Source organism: Nostoc punctiforme PCC 73102 (assembly GCF_000020025.1).
Taxonomy (GTDB): Bacteria; Cyanobacteriota; Cyanobacteriia; order Cyanobacteriales; family Nostocaceae; genus Nostoc; species Nostoc punctiforme.
Window position 1 is genome coordinate 7,909,871 of sequence record NC_010628.1, and the last position, 20,792, is coordinate 7,930,662.

Here is a 20,792-nt window from a genome sequence, read left to right on the forward strand (position 1 = left end):
CGAGCTTTATTCCAGATGATAGGTTGAATTTCTTTAAACTTTAAACTGTCAATAATAGGCAAGATATTAAGTATTTTGCTGGTAAATCTATAGCAATCTGATTTTATTTCTGTTCGGGCAGCGTGGCGTAGGCATAATTATTTGCGCGGAGCGCGTTCGCGTTGGCGTTCGCGGAGCGTGTCGCAGACAAGCCTCTTGTAGAGAAGCGCAAGCGCGATAGGCAGGCAATAGGCAATCTTGCTACAGTCAAGAAGGCTCTTTGAGCTATAGTGAATTTTTTCAAGAATCAAATATGAGTTTTATAGTAAGTTAAATGTATATGCGCTTACCCTGCAAAGGAAACCTTGGCGGTAATGTTGGATGAAGGGGGACATTTAACTGGCGCACCAGATTTAGTAGTCGAAGTTTTATCTGCTAGCAAGGAAGACCTAAGATGAGATAATGAAGCTAAACTTAAACTTTATTCTTCCAAAAGAGTAAAAGAATATTGGATTGCTGATTGGCGATCGCCAAAACTAGATGTCTATCGGCGCGAACAGAACCAACTTAAATTGGTAGAAACCTTCTTTAATAGTGATATTATAATTTCTCCTTGATTACCTGGTTTTAGCTGTACTGTAAACCAGTTTTTTCTTGTATAAATTTTAGGTTAAATGGAAAAACAAATACTAAATAACGCATTAACTAAAGTCCAGGTACTGATTATGGCGATCGCATCCGGTGTCTGTGTTGCCAACGTTTATTATAATCAGCCAATCCTCAAAGATATTGCATCATCTTTTCGAGTCAGTGAAGGTGAAGCGGGTAGTATCTCTGTGCTTACGCAAGTTGGTTACGGTTTGGGGATTTTCTTTTTAATCCCATTGGGCGATAAAATCAACAAGAAAAAATTAATTCTTTGCTTACTGATAAGTTTATTCTGTTTGTTGATATTGATGACGTTTTCACAAAACATCATTGAAGTTTGGATATTGAGCGTAGCAATTGGGATTGCGACAGTCTCCGCTCAGATTATTCTTCCTTTAGCAGCAAGTATAGATAGAGTAACTACAGGCCAAACCGTAGGCAATATTTTTACTGGTATATTGATTGGAGTTTTAGGAGCAAGGGTTTTTAGTGGATATATTTCTGAATGGTTGAATTGGCGTTATGTATATGGATTTTCGGCAGGAATGATTTTAATTGTTATTGTTTTACTAAATACATATTTGCCTAGTATCAAAAATGAATTTAATGGTTATTATTTGGAGTTATTAAGCTCAACAATTCACCAGTTAAAACGTTTTTCATTATTAAGAGAAGCGTCTTTAATTAGCGGGTTATTGTTTGGTGTCTTTTGCTCATTTTGGACAACGCTGACTTTCCATTTAAGCGGAGCGCCTTTTAATTTTCAATCTGACACAATTGGGATGTATGGCTTTGTAGCGATCGCAGGTGCATTGATGGCACCAGTTTTTGGTAAACTAGCCGATCGAGGTAACTCCCAACGTTCCTTGAGTATTGCTGTATCGATGGTGATTGCAAGCTTAGTAATTGCTAAAACTGCTTCTAATTCTGCACTGGCGATCGCTGTTGCTGTATTGTTACTAGATGTAGGTGTACAGGCAATCCAAGTTACTAATGTCGCAAGAATATATAGTCTTGATGCTCAATCCAATAGTCGCATCAACACAGTTTACATGACTACCTATTTTATCGGCGGTGCTGTAGGTACTAGCATTGGTTTATTATGCTGGAATCTTGGTGGCTGGAATTTGGTGACTTGGCAAATGTTAGTTTTTACTTTGCTTGGATTTTTTATTATCGTCAGACCTAAAAATATTACAGCAAAAACAAATAAAGAATAAAAAAATTGCCGTCACAAAGCCAAATCAAGCTGCTAAAAACTTTAGTTAGTAGTAATACTATAATTATTCTCTCTTGACACGTTTTCGCTGTACTGTAGACCAGCTTTTTATCTATAAAATTTTGATTTTATTTTGTAGAAACATGCACACTCATTATTTTCCGAAAAAATGTGCATAACTTCCTTTAAGATATCGCTTTGCACCAATAACTAAATTTTCTCCTCATCAAAGCGATATCTAGAGACAATCAGCTTATATTACGAAAAACTGGGGATTTCAGAGTTAGAATCTTTTGATGTTGCAGTAGAGCGCGATGGTGAAGTGTTTTGGATTTTTTCAGACAGAATTACTAGCAATTTAGGCAGCGCAAGGCAAGCAACAGTATTTAGCAGCGTTAGTAATATACCATCGATTAAACTCATGTGCGATCGTCCTTATTTCAAAATTGGTGTTTACTATATTTTTAGTTTGAAGCAAAATTAGTACAATTGCTTCAAAGCAGCATTTTAATTTCTTTTATCGGTTATAAGCTAACTAAATATATTCTTATAATTTAAATTTGACTCGTAAAATCTCTTTTTTCTCTCAGCGTCGCGCCAGTTGCTACAAGTCGGGGAACCCGCCCAACGCACTGGCTTCTCTGTGCCTCTGTGGTTAAAAAGTAGTTAATTTAACCACAGAGGCGCAGAGAACACAGAGGTAAGAAGTGAAATTAGCTAACTTAACTATATTTGAGAAGGCGTAAGCCCTCTAAGCGGAGAGCTTCAGGATATAGAGCTTTATAAATATTGCAATTTGGAGATTGAATATCATAACGGCCTGTAGCCTTAAACGTAGCCAGAGAGCAACCACCCGTACACCAGTATTTCCATTCACATGTACGACAGCCTTCTTTTTCCTCAACAGATAAATTCTGAATACCTGTTTTATCTTGTCGCACAACAGTTAAAGGATCTTGAGCATCAACAGAGGATATAGTTTTATGTAGCTGCATCTGACATTTGGCAATTTGTCCTTGGTAATCAAATACAAGATAGCTTTGCCCAACTCCACAAGTTCGTTTATGAGGAGATGCTAAATTAGCACGATCAACTAATGAACCTAATAAGCTACGATTAGGTAATTTCAATTCAATAACTTTGAATGCTGCTAACATTCCCTGAATCATTCTATATTCTTCTAGTTGCAAATCTTCGTAAGAAGCTGACAATTCATTTTCACGATAAAAGTTTAAACTAAAGGGCAGATTATGCTCCAATATCCATTCAATCAGATCGGGTAATCCTTCTGCATTGCGCCCGCTAATGGTAATGGAAATATCGGGTACTAGCCCATTTGCTAAAGCAATCTTAATACCCCTTTCCACATCTTGAAATGAACCCTTTCCACCTGCATAAGTTCGTTGGATATTGTGGAAATCTGATAATCCATCTAGTGAAATCATGAGACGCAGATTCAATATTTTAAGCATCTCGATAATCTCAGGCGTAATCAATATTCCATTAGTGAGAACAACTCCATCTAATATAATGCCTCTTTCCTTGCTAAGTGATTGAGCATATAAATGCAGTTCTTTAATTAAAGCAGAGCATAATAATGCTTCTCCTCCCGCATACTTTAGTTTGACGCGGCGGTAATTATTTAAGCTAGCAGAGCGAAATATAGATTCAATAGCTGCTCTGCCTATATCTATTGACATATCCCTGGCTAAATGAGGAAGATAGCAGTAGTCACATCTTAAGTTACAGCGATCGGTGATATGTAACCATGCAGATAAAGTTTCTGGTATTTCATTTAGGTTAAATGGGCTATTGTTTTTAGGAATAATTAAACGGGCTTGATATAGTTCCTGAATAGCTGTCTGTAAGTCGGTTTGGTTAATGTGATAATTCTCTTTTGTGATCTCATCTAATTTATGAGAATTTGTAAATGTATTTCGTAAATATAATGCGGATTCATTTAGAACTGCTACTTTATGATTACCATAACAGATAGAGTAAGTATCATCTAGATTCATTATTTGCGAATTGGGAGATATGACAAACTCTGTCTCAAATATCCCCAGAGATAATGATGTATCTGAGCCTAATTCTGCTAAAGGGGATAAGTCACAGGCACAATCCCCTCCATCACAATCGCATTGTCCAGTTAGTACGCAGGTAGAATTGAGAGAAACTAAAATTCTGGGTCGATCAATTTTTTTACTAAGCATGAGAAGATGGCTGTTTTGTTGCACGGATTCTAGTCAAAAACATTTGTTGATCGCACCATTCTTTGAGAGCTTTATTGTCTTGCCAATGATGTTTGAGTTGCTGGATTAGGGTTTTAGAAAGTTCTATAGGCAACCGTTCGATTTTCTTTTGGAGCAGATTTAACTCATGTTGGATCGAATAGGGCCCAAAACCTCCATCCTGGAAGATTTGGGGTATGCCTTGAGCATATTTTGCAAAGGCAAGATCGTAGTTCGCCTGTTGAAATGCAACATCACCTTCTATCCGTAACATCCGACCAAAGTACAGTTGATAGGTATTTTGATATGACTGGAAGCGATCGCTAAGTTCTCGTGCATAATCTGAAATATGCTGGTATGCTTTTGCATAATAATCAAACTCTGCTTTCCCTACCAGGCTATCGATGGCATACCGCCTGTCATTGTACTCTAGACTAGTGTGGTAAGAGCGATCGTTGAGTTTGAGAGCTTGTTCTTGCAAAGAGCGATCGCACTTTTGAAACCCAAGATGCCAGTAAACACTGGCCGTTTGATGCCAAATTCCAGGCAATTCCTCTTCCAGTCCATATTTTTCTGCCAGTTTCAGGCTTTTTTCTAAAGCATCTTGAGCCTGACTTAGCACATCTAGATCCCACTTTACCTGTGTTACATCCCAAACGGCTTCATTTAGTACCTCGGCACTAAACCACTGATTTAAGCCTAAATGAAAGTATGCCCTACACAATATTCGATTATCATCTTCCTCATTATTGCAACGACTTAATGCTCGTTCAAGTAGCTGTTTAGCTTTAACATAGTTCCCCTCATTTACCGAAATAGTCGCAGAGGCAATTTCAGCGTTGGCAATTTCGCGTTCAGTCTCTACACTCGCCCACATATCAATAGCAGCCTTAAAACACTGTTCAGACTTAATATAATTTTTTTGTAGACCGTATAAATATCCCAAGTTATTCTGAATACTAGCCATAACTTGAGTTAAGCCTTTGTTAGGAGTGTCAACTTCCATAGCAGCATCCCAACCTAGTTTGTAATATTTTTCAGCTTCGTTAAAATTGTTCAGTTGTCGATACAGATAACCAACTTGGTTCGCTACACCTGGAATAGCAGATGCTAGCTTTTTCTCTTGAACCAGAGATAAACACTTTTGCTGATATTTCAAAGCTTCCTCATAAAGATGTAACTTAGCATTCAGCATTCCCAAGACATTGCAAAGGTCTGGTTGATGAGAAGAATTAGAAGATTTATCAGCTAACATAGCTTCTAATTTTTTCACTTCATTTTCTGTTGTACCCTTGTCTTTAAGGGCGTGGACAAGCTTTGCTTCAAAAATAATCAATTTAAATCTTTGGTCGAAATTTAGTTGTTTTTCAAACTGTTTTACAACCGCCAATAATTGATTAACAAAGCTGAATTTCTTTGATTGACTGCGTATCGTATTAGTAACTTCATGCCAAGTTTCAAAGCCGATAGTTGGGTCAGCCTCTAAAGCATTCCATAGCCATCGTCTTGTATTGAATTCTCGCTGCTGTTTTAGTTCTTCAATTAGAAACTCAATATTAGCGGCTTTATTATAATTATCAGAATAAAGTTGAACCTCCAATATCCTTTTCTGCGGCCCTAGCTGATAATCTTTTTTCTCAAAATATTTGGATGCAATCCGACTATCTCGTTTTCTCCATTCAAAATCTGGGTCAATATCTGCCCATACATATTTATTAACCAAGTCTCGCACAATATCATGCAATGCTATTTGAGAACCACTGATTACTGGTTTGATAAAAAAGTAGCTCTGAGCATCAATAAATAATTTTTGAGCATCTTCTATCGATAGTTCTAATAGATTAGCAATATCAGAACTATCTAATGGATAAATACGTGAAAGTAACAAGGTTAGCCTATCCATTGATGTCCGAAGCTGCGTAATATGTCGAACCATCTCAGCTTCAAATCCACCCGTTTTTTCTAACCTGGCTGGAATAGTTTCTATATCTTCACTCTCTAACCAATCTGGAATAACTTCTCGATAAGCATATTCTACTCCAAATTCAATCATAATGGGGCTACCACCAGAAAGAACTATGATCTTTTGAACTAAGTCTTTCCCAAGAGTAAAATGAAGTTGCTCCTCTTTGGAAAGAATGTATGTCTGTACATCTTCATGAGTAAATTCATTTAACTCCAAATAAGTTAATTCTGCTTCTGTAAACGATTTTTCCAAAATTTGGCGAGCAATACTAGGGCGGCCTGCTAAAATCAATACGGCATTATCTAGTTGCTGGCATAGATTACCAATATATTCCCAAACTTCCGCTCTTCCCTCTGCTTGTCCTAACTTCTCAACTGTATCAATTAAAAATACTAATCTCTTTTGTTTAGATTTTCGATTAATTTCATCGACTAAAAACTTTTCAAGTTGTCTGCGTTCTTCTTGGTATGCAGTTTGACTGAGGTGGTTTTCATCTTCTCGTAGTTGTCGTAATCGGAGCAGCCATTCTTGATATGTATTCTCATACAATTGCTTAGCGATTTGAGTGCATAAATCTTCTGCATCGTTAAAAACAGGAGTATCGCAATCAATAATTTCACTTGTTCCAATGTTTACTTGATTGAGGCGGTTTTGTAATTCATTAAGCAACCAAGTTTTGCCAATTCCGCCTCTACCCTCCACCAAAACAACATGAAGCTTATTAGCTTTTTGAACAAGGGTAATAATTCGATTTAGATGTTCTTCACGACCAACAAACTCTAATTTATCTATTTCAGACATAATAGGCTCCTGAGTTAATTATTTTGAATAGCTTCATCAAGCTTATGAATTAAATAGTTATAGGGTGTGTCATTATATTCCTCATTGTGAAGATAGTAATTTACAAGAAACTGAAATTCCCAGTCATGCTCTACTTCAGATTTAAGCGTAGACAGAAATTCATGGGTTTGCTCTCGGTCTGTATTGCGGAATATTCCAATAGTTTCTTCAACAGTTTCGTCAAAGAAAGTTTTACGAAGTTCTTTTCGATAAGTCAAACTATCAGTACCAGAATTGATAAATCCAGCATGTTGCTGAAGACTTTGAAAAAAATACTGCATTGACCAAGTTCCCGCCACCGCAGAATCATTCTTGGATTTAAGCTCGTGAACATATTCCCAGCAAATTTGAGCTGCTTCGCTACAAAGCTTTTGAAAGCTATCAGGTGAGCTTTCTCGGAGAAGGCCAATAACTAGCAGCCGACGGGTCATTCCATCTTTGATAATTGTTTTATCACGAGTAAAAATTGATGTCTTTGTCAGTTCGGCGTTTAATTTAAAGCTATCATCACTAAAAGGTAACTGAAATCTTCTAACGGCTTCCTTTAATATCCAATTTCCATTTAGTATAGGAAATATACTAAGTTTTTCAATAGATTCGTATAGATTATTGTTTTCTTTTGTCAAGCTTTCTTTAATCTGATCTCTACAATGTTTGAGGGTTTTTTCCCATAATTTGCTACCATAAGTTTTTAAAAACAAATTAACTGTGTAACCACCACTTCGATAAACTTTTAGGGCTTCAGCAATCCCCCCTGGATGTCCGCCAGTTAGATAAAGTAAGTGTCCTGCTAGTAGTGCAAGACTTTCAGAGGTCATCTCAATCGGCTTGAGATATTTGGTCGCTGTATCTTGAATAACTTCCCAGTTAAAAGGTGAGAGAATTAGTTTAGGAAGAATCCGATCTGGAGGAAGATCGGTAAGACAGCGAGCTGCAATTACAACTCGAAGACTCTTGGAATTATCTTTAAAGAATTGTAATTCTTTCAAACAATTTTCAATTCTCCATCCTAATTCTTTAAGCTGAACAAAAATTTCACTTAAACGTTGTTTTTGTGGGGCATTTCCATCCAGATCGATTAGCAATACAATACCTTTTTGCCCCTGCGATTGCCACCTAGCCCAATTTCTATGTAATAATAAACCTAAGCGTTCTCCCCAAGGCAACTCATTCCCTTCTTCAATCTTTAGACTGAGAGAATTAGCTAATTCTTTTTCTAAGTCTTCAATATTTTGATCGCCGGACATGGAAGCATAAGCGCAACACCATTGTAATTCTTGAAAGCGCTTCTGGATCTGTTTGAGAAATTCGGTTTTTCCGTAACCTTTAGGAGCCGTTATCAAACGATAAGTAGGAGAATTATTTGCTGTAATATCACTAATTGCAGCATCCCGATTAGTAAATGGTATTTTATCAGGATCAACTTGCTCTAGAGTTTCTTGATTTAGCTGGCTTAACTCTGATTCAGCTTTTTCTATTTCCTTAAATTTATTCTCAAGTTGCCTTTCTAATTGATCTTTCTGTACATTATTTAGCGTCCACCCTATTTGGTTGCTGAGACTTTCAATGTCAGTGGTTAAACGGGCTATTAACTGCTCAAGAGACTTCTTTCGTAAATCTAAGGAATTTTTCATTGCATTTAAATGGCATTAAGTTCGCTTTCTACTCGACCGAGTTCTTGGAGTATGGTGTTGATTTGGCGCTGAATGATATTGCGATCGCTCGCAGCGAGTGTATAGTTAAGCTGGTTGTATGCTGCTTCGTAGTCACTGCTTAGAACCTCAAAGCGTTGTTGCAAAGTCTTAATTTTGAGTTGTTGTACCCGGCTGGGGCTATTCTGAGTATGTGCATTTGATGAAATCGGCAAGGTTATTTCATCCCATGCTTTGCTCAATACGTCCACCGGAATCATGAAAGCAGTCTTGATATCTTCTCGCTGTTTCTCCGCCGCTACAGCCATACCAACCACTCCTGCAAGGGTTTCATCCCATATAGGCGCACCACTAAAGCCCGGTTCTATCCTGTAGCCAGTTACCTTACTATCTTCCAATTGCACCCATCCCTTTCCTTGCCCATCTCGCAACACCCCTGTAGACCAAACGCCATCATTGTGCCCGTGAGGAAAACCAAATATGCGGAAAGGATGTCCCCAAACGTTATTAGCCCAGATGAGCTTAATAGGTTGCGCTTCATGAGGTAATTGTCCTTCTATTTGCAACCCGGCAATATCTTCAGGTTCGGAGGTTGATACATTGTTGACAACAGGTTGCCAAAAAACAACTTTAGCTTTTAGTTTTTGCCCTGGTGCAATTAGGGGGAAATCTAAGCAAATATCATGACTAGGAGCTTCAACTATATCTTCTGGTAAAGATAGAGCCGAAGTAACAACGTGAGCGCATGTCAGGATATAATTTTGACTTCGCCCTGACACTAAAAAACCTACACCAACTACCGCACCATTCGGATGAAAAATCCGAGCGATCGCTGATCTAAAAGCTGGAATATAATTATCTGCAATCGATGCCATACGTTACTATGCCTTGTCTTGCTTCCATTTCAAGGTAATTTCGTAGTTAGCTTCACCACCTACAGAAGTGAAAATTGCACCTGCAACAGCATTTAATTTAATACCAAATTTCACCTCTACCTCATCGGCAGGTGTATTAAGCTGACTCAGTTTGATGATAATTGCTGAAGCTACAGGTTGTATTTGATCCAATACTTCATCAAATTTCTTTTTAGCTTCAACTACTATTTGCCCAGCATCTGGTCTAGCAACACGTACAAGAGAATTGCTATTTTCTGGCTCATCAACTTCAGCTAAAAACTTTGTGCCATCTTCTAGAGAAAACTCTGTTATCTGTTTCCGAATCATAGTAAGACCTGTTATTTTCAATTAATAGTTGAATGTGTAAATAATCAAGATATCTTGTCGAAGTTTTTTGGAGATAATCTTATTTTCATCTAAGAGGTTGTTTTCAAAGTGTTTGGCTGTGCTTTTAAGTACTTCTAGATTCCCCCTAACCCCCCTTTTTAAGAGCTACCGTGTATACACAAGTCGTATTACCCCCCTTAATCCCCCCGATATATTGGGGGGAAATAATATTTCCGGTTCCCTCACCTTTATAAGGGGAGGGTTAGGGTGGGGTAAAACCTGTGTTCTTCAGCTATTTTCAGACTTGTGTATACACCGTAGCTTTTTAAGAGGGGGGAACCGGAATTAAAGTCCCCTTTTAAAGGGGATTTGGGGGTATTTAGAACTTTTAATACCGACAAGGGGACTTTTAAAACATCCTCTAAGTAGTAAGGTGTAAATATAAAGTTTGTAGTCAGGACTTTAGTCCTGATAAGTCTTGCTATGAGCGATGAATCGCTCCTACGAACAATGCTTGCTGCAAACTTTTCTTGGTCAATTCTAGAAGTTTGTGAAGTTTCTTAATAAACTGACCAACTTTCGGCTGTTTGGGCGTTAAAGCTGTTTGACTCTCATGTAATAGATTTAACAATTAATATATTAATGGTTATATTAGTTATATATGGACTCTAACTTCAATTAGTAATTATACTGAGTTAAACTCTGGCAAGGAAACTAAGGTATAGTGCAAGCCTAGGAGTTTCAAGTAGTTTTTAGCCTTGCATTTCGAGTCTTAGCGGGTTTAGTAATACTCTTTAATTAAGGCAAAAGATGCGATTTATCGGGTTTTTGTGATGTTTATAGCAATCCTGAATCATTGCTGATAAACACAGATCCCCGACTTCTTAAAGAAGTCGGGGATCTGGGGGTTGCAATTCTTACAAATCAAATAGGATCGCTACTGAACGGCGCGATCGCACTGTGAAATTATGTACGTACTGTTCAATATGCTTGTGTGGAAATGATAAATACTTACAGCATAAGAGTTTCAGCAATGATAGTCGAATGAGCGTTAGCGTAGCTCATCGTAGACATCGCTTGAATAAGTAGACGCATAAACTATCATTTGGAATGCAAAAATATAGGTGTTGGAAAAAAATAAATTTTTCCAATTTGGCAAACAATCCATCAATTTGGAGAACACTTAGAACAAAAATCAGGACTGAATTTGCAGTATTGACTACCTGTTAATGAGTACGCTGTACAATAAGGAAAACTCGTGAGTCCAATTTTGGCTGTTTGCAATTTTGAACCGTTCCGCGACACTCCATTCGGTTTGGTTTTATCAGCCAGAAAGATTGCTACAAGCTTAGGAAACGCTACGCAAATAGTAATATTGAGCAGCGTCAATAGTATAGTGTCTATCAAATTCATAGGTAATCATCTCCTGTGAAAAATAGGCGATTGCTGTTTTTAGGTGCAAACATAATATTATGTGTAGGATTCACGTTCAGTTCATCTATTGCTTGCACTCTATGTAAAATAACTTTAACATAAATTTTTGTAAATATAAACGTGGAATTTCTGGAATTATTATACACAGAAGGGAATGTGGATAATAAGGACGGTTATTGTAGCGGGATAACAAAATAAACTGGAAAAACAATTAATTTACAATATTTAGGTAAGGTGTTATGTCAAAAACCCAAACCGCGTCTTCTTTTTTATCTAACATCAGTGAGCAAGAACGTGAGGCATTAAAGCGGTTGGTAGATTATACAAAAGTGGAATCGCTACCAGAAGTTTGGCCTTTGGCATCTCAACGATTTGGTGATGTTGTTGCCCTCCGCAGTCCTCACGCCAAACCAGAAATTGTGATTACTTATACACAGTTAGCAGAGCAAATCCAATTATTTGCTGCTGGGTTACAGGCATTAGGAGTGAAGCTAGGCGATCGCATTTCCTTAATTTCTGACAACAGTCCCCGTTGGTTTATTGCCGATCAAGGCATAATGACTGCTGGTGCAGTTGATGCAGTGCGTAGTTCCCAAGCGGAAAAAGAAGAATTGCTGTTTATCATCGCTAATAGCGGTAGTACGGCAATAGTTGTTGAGGATTTAAAGACACTTAAAAAACTACAAGACCGCATCCAAGATTTACCAATTCAGTTTGCGATTTTACTTTCAGATGAAGCACCACCGACAGACGGAACCCTAAAGGTACTGAATTTTGCACAGTTGATCGAAATTGGGAAAAATCATAATTTTGTGCCGGTTAAACAAAATCGTGATGCTTTAGCGACCCTAATTTATACCTCCGGTACTACAGGAAGACCGAAGGGTGTAATGCTATCTTATAGCAATTTGATGCACCAAATAACAACCTTCGGCACAGTATTACAACCAAATGCAGGCGACATTGTTCTCAGTATCTTACCTTCGTGGCATAGCTACGAGCGGACTGTTGAATATTACCTACTATCTCAAGGTTGCACGCAAATTTATACCAACTTGCGTTCTGTGAAAGGAGATTTGAGACAATTTAAACCTAATTATATGGTGGGTGTACCCCGCCTGTGGGAATCGATTTATGAAGGAGTGCAAAAGCAGTTCCGGGAACAACCAGCCAAAAAACAACGCCTAATTAACTTTTTGTTGGGCATTAGCGACAAATATATTAAAGCGCGGCGAGTTGCTCAGGGATTGGATTTAAATAATCTTCATGCTTCAGCCATCGAGCGATTAACAGCTAAGATCCAAGCAGCTGCTTTATTACCCCTCCACGCCTTGGGAGAACGACTAGTTTATGCCAAGGTGCGAGAAGCCACAGGAGGACACGTCAAGCAGATGATTAGCGGTGGTGGTGCGCTTCCCAGACACATCGATAACTTCTTTGAAATTATTGGTGTGCAGATTTTGCAAGGCTATGGCTTGACAGAAACTTCTCCTGTTACCCATGTGCGCCGTCCTTGGCGAAATTTGATTGGTGCATCAGGGCTACCACTCCCCGCTACAGAAGCTAAAATCGTAGATCCTGAGACAAAAGCGCCTTTGCCAATAGAGAAGCGAGGCTTAGTATTGTTGAGGGGGCCGCAGATTATGCAAGGCTATTACCAAAATCCGGAAGCGACAGCGAAAGCAATTGATGCTGAAGGTTGGTTTGATAGCGGCGATTTGGGCTGGTTGACACCACAAGACGACTTAGTGCTGACTGGCAGAGCAAAGGATACGATTGTATTGACTAACGGGGAAAACATCGAGCCGCAGCCGATCGAAGACGCGTGTTTGCGATCGCCCTACATCGATCAAATTATGCTCGTCGGCCAAGATCAGCGCAGCCTGGGTGCCTTGATTGTCCCCAATGTCGAAGCCCTAGAAAAATGGGCGCAGAACGATCCGGCCACTTCTTCACCTAGTCAAAAAATTGACTTGGAGAGTAGAATGATCCAGGATTTATTTCGGCAAGAATTGAATCGAGAAGTGCAAAATCGTCCAGGCTATCGACCGGATGACCGCATTGGGACATTCAAACTCATTCTAGAACCGTTTTCTATCGAAAATGGTTTGATGACACAAACACTAAAAGTTCGCCGACATGTCGTCACGGAACGTTATCGCGATATTATTGACGGCATGTTTGCCTGATAATTCCACCTCCCAACTGTAAAGAGTGAACGTGAAATATTTATGGATGTCTCCAAATCTAATTTGCTTCTGAAACGCGTCGTTAACGTCAAAGTTATTGTGACTCCCCTCTGGAAAGAGGAAGTACAACAGCAGTTACAAACCCAGATCAATCAACTCGATCAGCAACTGCAACAGCTAGACGTAGAAGGACAAAGAGCGATCGCAGCAATTCAAAAGCAGAGTCTGCAACCACCCGGCCCCCAGACCCTCCAACAAATTGACAATATTCAACTCCAAGTCAATCAAAAGAAAAGTGAATTTCTAGAGCAAAAAAATCAGTTGCTACAAAATCTCCAGCAAGTGCAGTTTCTCCAGCAAGATCAAGAAGTTAACCAATTCCAAATGGAAGGCTTTTTCCGGGTAGAGATAGGAGATAACCTGATTAGCAAAATGCAAGTCGAAATCGTTCTGCGCGATGGTGTTGTAGAAGAAATTCGCGGTGACATTTAAATTTGTTATTTGTCCGTTGTCCTTGTCATTTGTTTTGTGAGCAATGACCAATAAATGACTAATGACAAATGTGATTTAACTTAGTGCGGGAGAGGCTCCCAGCCGAACATTCTACCTGGGAGCCAGCCCAAACAATTTGCCAGACTGGAGGAGAGCTAATAAATAGCGATCGCCCGAAGGCTGACATCTCAACTCGATATTTAACTGCACTAACTGCATCATCACCCCGCTTGAATTGGGTAATCGTCACTAAAGCCTGATTTCGTTGTGGATAAGCTACCTCTACCTTTCGCGTTCCTTCCACTGCTGGTATGCTGTCAAAGGCATTCAGAGCAAGGGTAGCAGGATCGCTTCCTTGGAGAGATGAGTTGATATTTTCTAAGGGTATAGTTTTATAGTTAGAGCGGTCTGGGTATGCCACAACCTCTTGAGATTGATGTATTGCTCTCACCTGCTGGGTTTGCCCATAACTAGTCTCAACAATCGGTGCAGATTGCTGGCGCTGGGTAATATATACTCCAGCGCCAGCAGTGGCAAAGATACCTAGTATCACAATCAAAATGAATTTTAGCTTTGCCGACATAAAAGTAAACAGGAATTTCAAATAGGTTTATTACCAATTTTGAATTCTAGATTGAACTGCATCCCATATCCTCTACCTGTGAGTAGCTCTTGTATCTTAAGCATCCGGTATGAGGAAGTATAAATAGCAATCCCATTTAATCTCTGAGAAACTCGTGCTGGTTTTTGCAAGTCAACGATTAAAACGAGATCGAGATATTGGCTAACCCTTAAGGATTGCTCTGTATTATAGACATCCAATTCATATTTAGGTTCCTGGGGTTAAGAGTTAAGAGTTAGGAACTCTCCCAATACCAATTCCCAATCTAAAATATAAAATCTCCAGCCCAAAACTCTCCCGCCAAGATACAATTCGATCTGATGAAAGCTGTTAAAGTCCATAAACCATTGATTTCCAAACCACCCTATGAGCATTCATGAAGTATTTATGCCGGCGCTGAGTTCCACCATGACGGAAGGCAAAATCGTCTCCTGGGTAAAATCGCCAGGGGACAAAGTGGAAAAAGGCGAAACAGTGGTGGTTGTAGAGTCAGATAAGGCAGATATGGATGTAGAAACCTTTTATGAAGGCTTTCTTGCCCATATCATAGTTGAAGCTGGTGAAACTGCCCCGGTAGGATCTGCGATCGCCTTCATAGCCGAAACTGAAGCTGAAATTGAACAGGCCAAATCTCTTGCCAATTCCGGCGGCGTGGCTGCTACTACTACCTCTGCCCCTGAGCCAATCCCCGCCACAGCCTCAGTTGTAACACCTGCCTTAGCGTCTCAAAATGGCTCTAATCACAAAGAAGGCAGACTTGTAGCTTCACCCCGTGCCCGCAAATTAGCCAAAGAACTCAAAGTTGATTTAACTACACTCCAAGGCAGTGGTCCCTACGGTCGCATTGTCGCCGAAGATGTAGAAGCATTGTCCAATAAGGGCAAACAACCCGCCACTGCCCCAGTTGCCCCACCAGCAACTGTACCAACCAGCGCCCCAATTGCATCCCCAGCACCTCGCACACCAGCACCCGCGCCAGTGGTAGCTGCTGTTCCTGGTCAAATCGTACCTCTAACTACCTTCCAAAATGCCGTAGTGCGGAACATGGTAGCCACCATATCCGTGCCCGTCTTCCGCGTCGGTTATACAATTACCACTGACGGATTAGACAAACTTTATAAACAAATTAAATCCAAAGGCGTGACAATGACAGCGCTACTGGCGAAAGCTGTAGCAGTGACATTGCAAAAACACCCATTGTTAAATGCTAGCTATTCAGACCAGGGTATTGTTTATCATTCTGATATCAACATTTCCGTAGCCGTAGCGATGGATGATGGCGGATTAATTACACCTGTGTTGCAAAATGCAGATGCAGTGGATATTTATTCTCTATCGCGTACTTGGAAGTCTTTGGTAGAACGTGCCAGAGCAAAACAACTACAACCCCAAGAATACAACAGTGGTACTTTTACCCTATCTAATTTGGGGATGTTTGGCGTAGACAAATTTGATGCGATTTTGCCGCCTGGACAAGGTTCAATTTTAGCGATCGGGGCATCCCGTCCGCAAGTGGTAGCAACACCCGACGGTTTATTTGGCGTGCGTCAACAAATGCAAGTCAATATTACTTCTGACCACCGGATTATTTACGGTGCCCATGCTGCGGCGTTCTTGCAAGATTTAGCGAAATTGATTGAGACAAATCCTCAATCTTTGACACTGTAGTTTTGAAAAAACACCAAATTTAAATGTTAGCGCTATGAGCGAACAGCAGTTTGTCGTAGAGTAGCGCTAACAACAAACAATACTTAAACTTAAATTTTTATGAACAAACCATGTAGCGATATCACGTCTCTACATGAGTTTATGTCCAAACTGATATCACAGTGACATACGATAACACCCTGAAATATCTGGTTGAGCAGTATCCAGAAGATTTTATCCGCTACTTACTTGCATCTGAGGCAACGGATATCCAGATTCTCAAAACAGAACTAAATCAAGAACCAATTCGTGCCGATTCAGTAACCTTTTTGCAAACTGCCAATCAGATACTGCATTTAGAGTTTCAAACCTTACCAGCATCAACTCCACCCTTGCCACTGCGGATGTTGGACTATTGGGTGCGGCTATATCTACAATACAATTGTGATATCGAGCAGGTAGTGATTTTCCTTAAACCCACAACTTCAGAAGCTGTATTTGTAGATCAATTTACTGCCCGCAATACTACCCACCGTTATCGCGTCATCCGAATTTGGGAACAAGACCCAGAGCCTTTATTGTTATCTCCTGGTTTGTTACCTCTGGCAACTTTGGCGCGAACAGATTCTCCTCAAAGCTTACTGCAACAAGTAGCAGTTCAGGTGAGTATGATTGAAGAAGCAGCCACTAAGCAGAGTATCTCGGTATGTACCCAACTTCTAGCAGGGTTGGTATTCGAGCCAGAACTAATTCGTCAGTTTTTGAGGAGAGAAGATATGAGAGAATCTGCCATTTATCAAGAAATTCTCCAAGAAGGACTGCAAGAAGGGAGACAACGAGGCATTGAACAAGGTCTTGAACAAGGCATTGAACAAGGTCTTGAACAAGGTCTTGAACAAGGTCTTGAACAAGGAAGACAATCAGAACTGAGGCTAGTGATACGTCTATTAACTCGTCGGCTTGGTTCAATTAATTCTCAGTTACAATCCCGGTTGCAAGAGTTGTCCTTAGCTCAGTTAGAAAACTTGGGTGAAGTATTACTAGATTTTGCTAGTGAGGCTGATTTAATGAATTGGCTAAATACAATAGAAAATTAGAGTTTGCTCTAAACCTTTTTTTTCTTGTGTCCGCTCGACGCTCGAAATATGGACTTGAATAGTCGAGGCGATCGCTTGATCTGTTTCTCCCTTTGAAGCCATCAAAAAAAATGGATTTACTACCAAACATTGTTGCCTTGGCAGACTACTAGGGAGAAACAGTTAATTCACGAAAAGCTTGGATTGCGTTGATGTCAGGAAAACCGAAATGGATTAAACAACTACAAAGTTGCTGACGCTTAGTGAAGATACACCGTTTAATTGTGCGAATTTTTTCTGAGCAAATCCACTATTGCTGCCATCTTGGTCGAAGTAAAGCGCCCCTGAGCTACTGTCGAAAATCAATCGCTGATCTTTTGTTGTTGCAGTTGTGCCGAGGGTAAATTGACTAGGTAGGATTGAATTTGGTGATAAACTGCCACCGAAACCCACAGCAGATAATTGAATGTAGTCAATGATACCGAAGTCATAGATAACATCAAGCCCTTCATTAGAACTATTGAAAACAAAGGTATCTTGATTTGCACCACCAGTCAGGAAATCATTACCACCACCACCAGTCAATACATCACTCCCATCACCACCAATTAGAGTATCATTATCATTGCCACCGTTGAGAGTACTACTACCGCCAGCACCAAAGGCAGATAGATAATCATTCTGAAGGGGCGACATGAAGCCTATAAAGCTGACTGTATAAGCTTCATAGCTCTCATCCCTTGTAAATAATTCTCTAGTTTATGACGACTTAATCGCATTAAATCTTGAACTAAACTCCAACAATCACCAATGAAATTAACCCAGTTCTGTGCATAAAGACCGATATAAAAGTTACTATGCCTTCTGTGAGAACGTCCATATTCTTTGGGACGTGCCACATATTTTGCAATTCCTTTACTCTTAATATTCTGACCTTGTAATGTAGCAATAGTGTAAGCTAATGAGATGATTAAAACTAAAGCAATAAACCGCTTACCTTCCACATTTGTCTTCTCTAAATTGTAACCGCCACTTTTAAAATCTCTAAACATCTCTTCTATATCAAAGCGCTTTTGATATGCCGGAATCGCCGTTATTTTACTATTCATGTTAGTTAAAATAAACCATCCTTCTTTGGCTTTGTTTTGACGGTAATTCTTTTTCCATTTGCAAGCCACATTAAATCCCTTCACTTGTTTAGTTTTTGTTAGCGTTGCATCTGATACAAAAAAAGATGTTCCTGGTTTTAAACCTAAATCTTTTATTTCGCACCATAAATGAGCTTTCAACTCAATATTCTCATTTTTCTTGAGTCTCAAACAAAACTCAAACCCTTGTTCATCAAGCCATTTCGCCAAGCTCACTGAACAAAACTCTCTATCTCCTAACACTACCGTTTTATAGTTTTTAAATAAGGGAATTATCTTTGATAATGCCTTAGTTTGTTCTGATAAGTTACTACTACCTAATTTTGCTAAAAGCTTAAAGTATATCGGTATAGCTCTTTTTTGAAAAATTACACTAATCATTAGTAGATTTTTTCTTTTCCAATTCGTCCTATCAATTGCTAAATAGATTCGGTGATTTCCGAGGAAAGTTTGAGCTAACCATCGTTCAATTATGGGAAACCATAATTCTTCTATATTCAATATTGGTAATGATAGAAACCTTTGTAACTTCTTCCGTCTCGACTGGCATTGAATGAATAATGGTCGCGACTCTGATATTTTCTCTAGTTTCACATCTTTGATATTTTGTACTACGTTAATCACCAGCGTCAGAAATATTAATTCGGACTGTGAAAGTAAACTTTGTAGATGCTTCTGGTATAATTCAGGTAACATTTTCAACAGATAGGTCTTATTGACAATACTGACCTATCTTTTTTTACCATAATTCGCTCAACTTAATACAGCACAAAGGCTTTCGGGTGCTTGTCCCCCCTTCAGATAATCATTACCATCGCCACCATTTAGCAAGTTATTCTTATACGAATTTTCAACAGTCAAGCGATCGTTACCTGTACCACCATCGAGATTATTGGTACTAAATGAAGAGTTAGCATTTAAGGTGTCATTACCCGTACCACCCTTCAAAGTAAAAAAGGTGTTATCGAAATGGAAGCTAGCGCCAGCAGCAGATAGATAATCATCTCTATCGCCACCATCTAGTATATTCGTACCAGATGAATAGTCTGCATAAATGAAATCGTTACCTACACCACCATTCAAGAAGTTACCACCATAGGTAGCTTTAGCATTTAAGGTGTCATTACCTACACCACCATTCAGGGTATTACTCCTGCCAAAGACACTAGAGTAGCTATTAGCAATGGATAAATAATCATTGCCATCGCCACCATCTAGTAGGCTCGTTCCACCTGTAGCTTCTGCATATAAAAAGTCGTTACCTGTACCACCATAGGCAGTATTAGTATTACGTGAATTGTCGTTAATACGTAAGATGTCATTGCCTGCACCGCCTTTGAGGGTGTCATTTCCACCATTACCGCCGTTGAGTGTATCGTCGCCATTGCTGCCTACAATATTGTCGTCATAGGCTGTACCCTTAACCTCTAATCGTTCGATATTTTTGTAGCGGACTTGATTTGTGTCAGCAGTAATTAAACCTTGGTTAGTGGTAGGGTTGTATGTTGAGGTAATGCTAGCGATCGCATTACTATAGTCAATGTACAAGTAATCATTACCTGTTCCTCCATCAACTGTTTGAGTTACCAAGGAATAGAGAACAGTTTCTGGGCTACTAATATAGAAAGAGTCATCACCACTATCACCATTGAGAGTGTTAGCACCCTGAACTCCATAGGCATAAAAAGTGTCTGCTCCGTTTCCACCTGAAACTGTATTCTTGCCTTTCCATTGATAATTAATGTCAAGGGTATCATTTCCATCACCTCCGTCGAGAACATTATTACCAGCAGACAAATCAGCTGCAATATAATCATTTCCGGTTCCACCCCGAAGGGTATTGTTTCCTACGGCGTAGCGAGCAGAAAGACGATCATCCTCAGAGCCACCATCTAAAATATTTTTTCCATAAGAGAAGGAAATATCTAAGGTATCGTTTCCACTTCCACCCTTAAGGGTGTTATTTCCAGTCGAGCTATAAACGTAAAGTTCATCATTTCCCGCCCCACCATCTAAAAGGTTGTTCCCAGAGGAGTTGGCGGCATAGAAGGAATCATTACCTGCTTCACCATATAGACTATTATTACCCTCTTCTCCGTTTAAATAGTCATTACCTAAGCCACCATAAAGATAGTCATCACCTAAACCTCCATAGAGTTTGTCATTATCCTCATCACCATAAAGATAGTCATTACCTAAACCTCCATAGAGGTTGTCGTCTCCCGCAAATCCTATGACGGTATCATTCTCATTACCACCATAAAGAAAATCAAGGTAATTTTTATTATCTGTACCCTTGATAATTGCCACAAATTTAGTTCCCTTGAAATCAAAGTTTTATACACTTTTTAAGTTTTCAATTTGCATTTAGTGCTGTTGTAATGCACTAAATGATTACCGAAAGTTTGCACCATCGGCGGGCTTTG

Annotated in this window: 17 protein-coding genes and 1 pseudogene; 7 read left to right on the top strand and 11 right to left on the bottom strand. The window is 39.4% G+C overall.

Going from position 1 to position 20,792, the window contains the following annotated elements:
• Positions 1-344: 344 nt before the first annotated feature.
• The 3 genes from NPUN_RS43770 to NPUN_RS32540 are packed head-to-tail and all read left to right on the top strand — an operon-like array spanning position 345 to position 1,847.
• The gene (locus NPUN_RS43770; RefSeq protein ID WP_234711016.1) at positions 345-437 is read left to right on the top strand and encodes a Uma2 family endonuclease; all 93 of its coding nucleotides are present in this window, start codon (positions 345-347) and stop codon (positions 435-437) included.
• Positions 438-491: 54 nt separating this feature from the next.
• A complete protein-coding gene (locus NPUN_RS43775; RefSeq protein ID WP_234711167.1) occupies positions 492-596 on the top strand; it encodes a hypothetical protein in 105 nt (34 codons plus the stop codon).
• A 57-nt stretch (positions 597-653) separates the two neighbouring features.
• On the top strand, positions 654-1,847 hold the full coding sequence (locus tag NPUN_RS32540; protein ID WP_012412616.1) for an MFS transporter: 1,194 nt from the start codon (positions 654-656) through the stop codon (positions 1,845-1,847).
• Between the two features lie 721 nt (positions 1,848-2,568).
• Here the strand turns inward: NPUN_RS32540 and NPUN_RS32545 are convergent.
• The 6 genes from NPUN_RS32545 to NPUN_RS42295 all read right to left on the bottom strand — a co-directional run bounded on the left by NPUN_RS32545 (position 2,569) and on the right by NPUN_RS42295 (position 10,389).
• Entirely contained in the window at positions 2,569-3,864 is a 1,296-nt protein-coding gene (locus tag NPUN_RS32545) for a radical SAM/SPASM domain-containing protein (protein WP_234711017.1), read from the bottom strand.
• A gap of 187 nt (positions 3,865-4,051) precedes the next feature.
• Entirely contained in the window at positions 4,052-6,844 is a 2,793-nt protein-coding gene (locus NPUN_RS32550) for a tetratricopeptide repeat protein (protein ID WP_012412618.1), read from the bottom strand.
• Between the two features lie 14 nt (positions 6,845-6,858).
• The gene (locus tag NPUN_RS32555; protein ID WP_012412619.1) at positions 6,859-8,517 is read right to left on the bottom strand and encodes a hypothetical protein; all 1,659 of its coding nucleotides are present in this window, start codon (positions 8,515-8,517) and stop codon (positions 6,859-6,861) included.
• Positions 8,518-8,522: 5 nt separating this feature from the next.
• Positions 8,523-9,410 carry a trypsin-like peptidase domain-containing protein gene (locus tag NPUN_RS32560; protein ID WP_012412620.1) on the bottom strand — a complete coding sequence of 296 codons (888 nt, stop codon included), beginning with the start codon at positions 9,408-9,410 and terminating at the stop codon, positions 8,523-8,525.
• Between the two features lie 6 nt (positions 9,411-9,416).
• Entirely contained in the window at positions 9,417-9,758 is a 342-nt protein-coding gene (locus NPUN_RS32565) for a CU044_2847 family protein (protein WP_012412621.1), read from the bottom strand.
• Positions 9,759-10,239: 481 nt separating this feature from the next.
• The gene (locus NPUN_RS42295; protein ID WP_167315691.1) at positions 10,240-10,389 is read right to left on the bottom strand and encodes a hypothetical protein; all 150 of its coding nucleotides are present in this window, start codon (positions 10,387-10,389) and stop codon (positions 10,240-10,242) included.
• Between the two features lie 1,042 nt (positions 10,390-11,431).
• Between NPUN_RS42295 and NPUN_RS32575 the strand changes: the two genes are divergently transcribed.
• Positions 11,432-13,381 (top strand): AMP-dependent synthetase/ligase, encoded by a 1,950-nt coding sequence (locus NPUN_RS32575; protein WP_012412622.1) that lies wholly within the window; start codon positions 11,432-11,434, stop codon positions 13,379-13,381.
• A 42-nt stretch (positions 13,382-13,423) separates the two neighbouring features.
• On the top strand, positions 13,424-13,873 hold the full coding sequence (locus NPUN_RS32580) for a YlqD family protein (RefSeq protein WP_012412623.1): 450 nt from the start codon (positions 13,424-13,426) through the stop codon (positions 13,871-13,873).
• 58 nt (positions 13,874-13,931) lie between these two features.
• On the opposite strand, the gene NPUN_RS32585 is transcribed toward NPUN_RS32580, so the two are convergent.
• The gene (locus tag NPUN_RS32585) at positions 13,932-14,456 is read right to left on the bottom strand and encodes a hypothetical protein (protein WP_012412624.1); all 525 of its coding nucleotides are present in this window, start codon (positions 14,454-14,456) and stop codon (positions 13,932-13,934) included.
• 405 nt (positions 14,457-14,861) lie between these two features.
• On the opposite strand from NPUN_RS32585, the gene NPUN_RS32595 reads away from it, so the two are divergent.
• Both NPUN_RS32595 and NPUN_RS32600 read left to right on the top strand, forming a co-directional pair.
• Positions 14,862-16,163, top strand: a complete 1,302-nt coding sequence (locus tag NPUN_RS32595) for a dihydrolipoamide acetyltransferase family protein (protein ID WP_012412625.1) — start codon at positions 14,862-14,864, stop codon at positions 16,161-16,163.
• A 161-nt stretch (positions 16,164-16,324) separates the two neighbouring features.
• Positions 16,325-17,239, top strand: a complete 915-nt coding sequence (locus tag NPUN_RS32600; protein WP_012412626.1) for a DUF4351 domain-containing protein — start codon at positions 16,325-16,327, stop codon at positions 17,237-17,239.
• Here NPUN_RS32600 and NPUN_RS44325 read toward each other — a convergent pair.
• From NPUN_RS44325 to NPUN_RS32615, 4 genes and pseudogenes are all read right to left on the bottom strand, one after another.
• A complete protein-coding gene (locus NPUN_RS44325; RefSeq protein WP_272913947.1) occupies positions 17,219-17,341 on the bottom strand; it encodes a hypothetical protein in 123 nt (40 codons plus the stop codon). The two genes, NPUN_RS32600 and NPUN_RS44325, sit on opposite strands and share 21 nt — an antisense overlap.
• 111 nt (positions 17,342-17,452) lie before the next feature.
• Entirely contained in the window at positions 17,453-17,914 is a 462-nt protein-coding gene (locus NPUN_RS44330; protein ID WP_052304671.1) for a calcium-binding protein, read from the bottom strand.
• Positions 17,900-19,062 (bottom strand): annotated as a pseudogene (locus NPUN_RS32610) (IS4 family transposase); the annotation flags it as partial. The pseudogene NPUN_RS32610 and the gene NPUN_RS44330, both read right to left, overlap by 15 nt.
• A 57-nt stretch (positions 19,063-19,119) precedes the next feature.
• Positions 19,120-20,676 carry a calcium-binding protein gene (locus NPUN_RS32615; RefSeq protein ID WP_052304672.1) on the bottom strand — a complete coding sequence of 519 codons (1,557 nt, stop codon included), beginning with the start codon at positions 20,674-20,676 and terminating at the stop codon, positions 19,120-19,122.
• Between the last annotated feature and the right edge of the window lie 116 nt (positions 20,677-20,792).

Bases quoted from the DNA above. Each gene is read 5' to 3' on its own strand.
- NPUN_RS32555 (WP_012412619.1), bottom strand. From the start codon at position 8,517: ATGAAAAATTCCTTAGATTTACGAAAGAAGTCTCTTGAGCAGTTAATA.
- NPUN_RS44325 (WP_272913947.1), bottom strand. From the start codon at position 17,341: ATGGCTTCAAAGGGAGAAACAGATCAAGCGATCGCCTCGACTATTCAA.
- NPUN_RS32595 (WP_012412625.1), top strand. From the start codon at position 14,862: ATGAGCATTCATGAAGTATTTATGCCGGCGCTGAGTTCCACCATGACG.
- NPUN_RS32565 (WP_012412621.1), bottom strand. From the start codon at position 9,758: ATGATTCGGAAACAGATAACAGAGTTTTCTCTAGAAGATGGCACAAAG.
- NPUN_RS32560 (WP_012412620.1), bottom strand. From the start codon at position 9,410: ATGGCATCGATTGCAGATAATTATATTCCAGCTTTTAGATCAGCGATC.
- NPUN_RS44330 (WP_052304671.1), bottom strand. From the start codon at position 17,914: ATGTCGCCCCTTCAGAATGATTATCTATCTGCCTTTGGTGCTGGCGGT.
- NPUN_RS32580 (WP_012412623.1), top strand. From the start codon at position 13,424: ATGGATGTCTCCAAATCTAATTTGCTTCTGAAACGCGTCGTTAACGTC.
- NPUN_RS32545 (WP_234711017.1), bottom strand. From the start codon at position 3,864: ATGAATCTAGATGATACTTACTCTATCTGTTATGGTAATCATAAAGTA.
- NPUN_RS32540 (WP_012412616.1), top strand. From the start codon at position 654: ATGGAAAAACAAATACTAAATAACGCATTAACTAAAGTCCAGGTACTG.
- NPUN_RS32575 (WP_012412622.1), top strand. From the start codon at position 11,432: ATGTCAAAAACCCAAACCGCGTCTTCTTTTTTATCTAACATCAGTGAG.
- NPUN_RS32585 (WP_012412624.1), bottom strand. From the start codon at position 14,456: ATGTCGGCAAAGCTAAAATTCATTTTGATTGTGATACTAGGTATCTTT.
- NPUN_RS32550 (WP_012412618.1), bottom strand. From the start codon at position 6,844: ATGTCTGAAATAGATAAATTAGAGTTTGTTGGTCGTGAAGAACATCTA.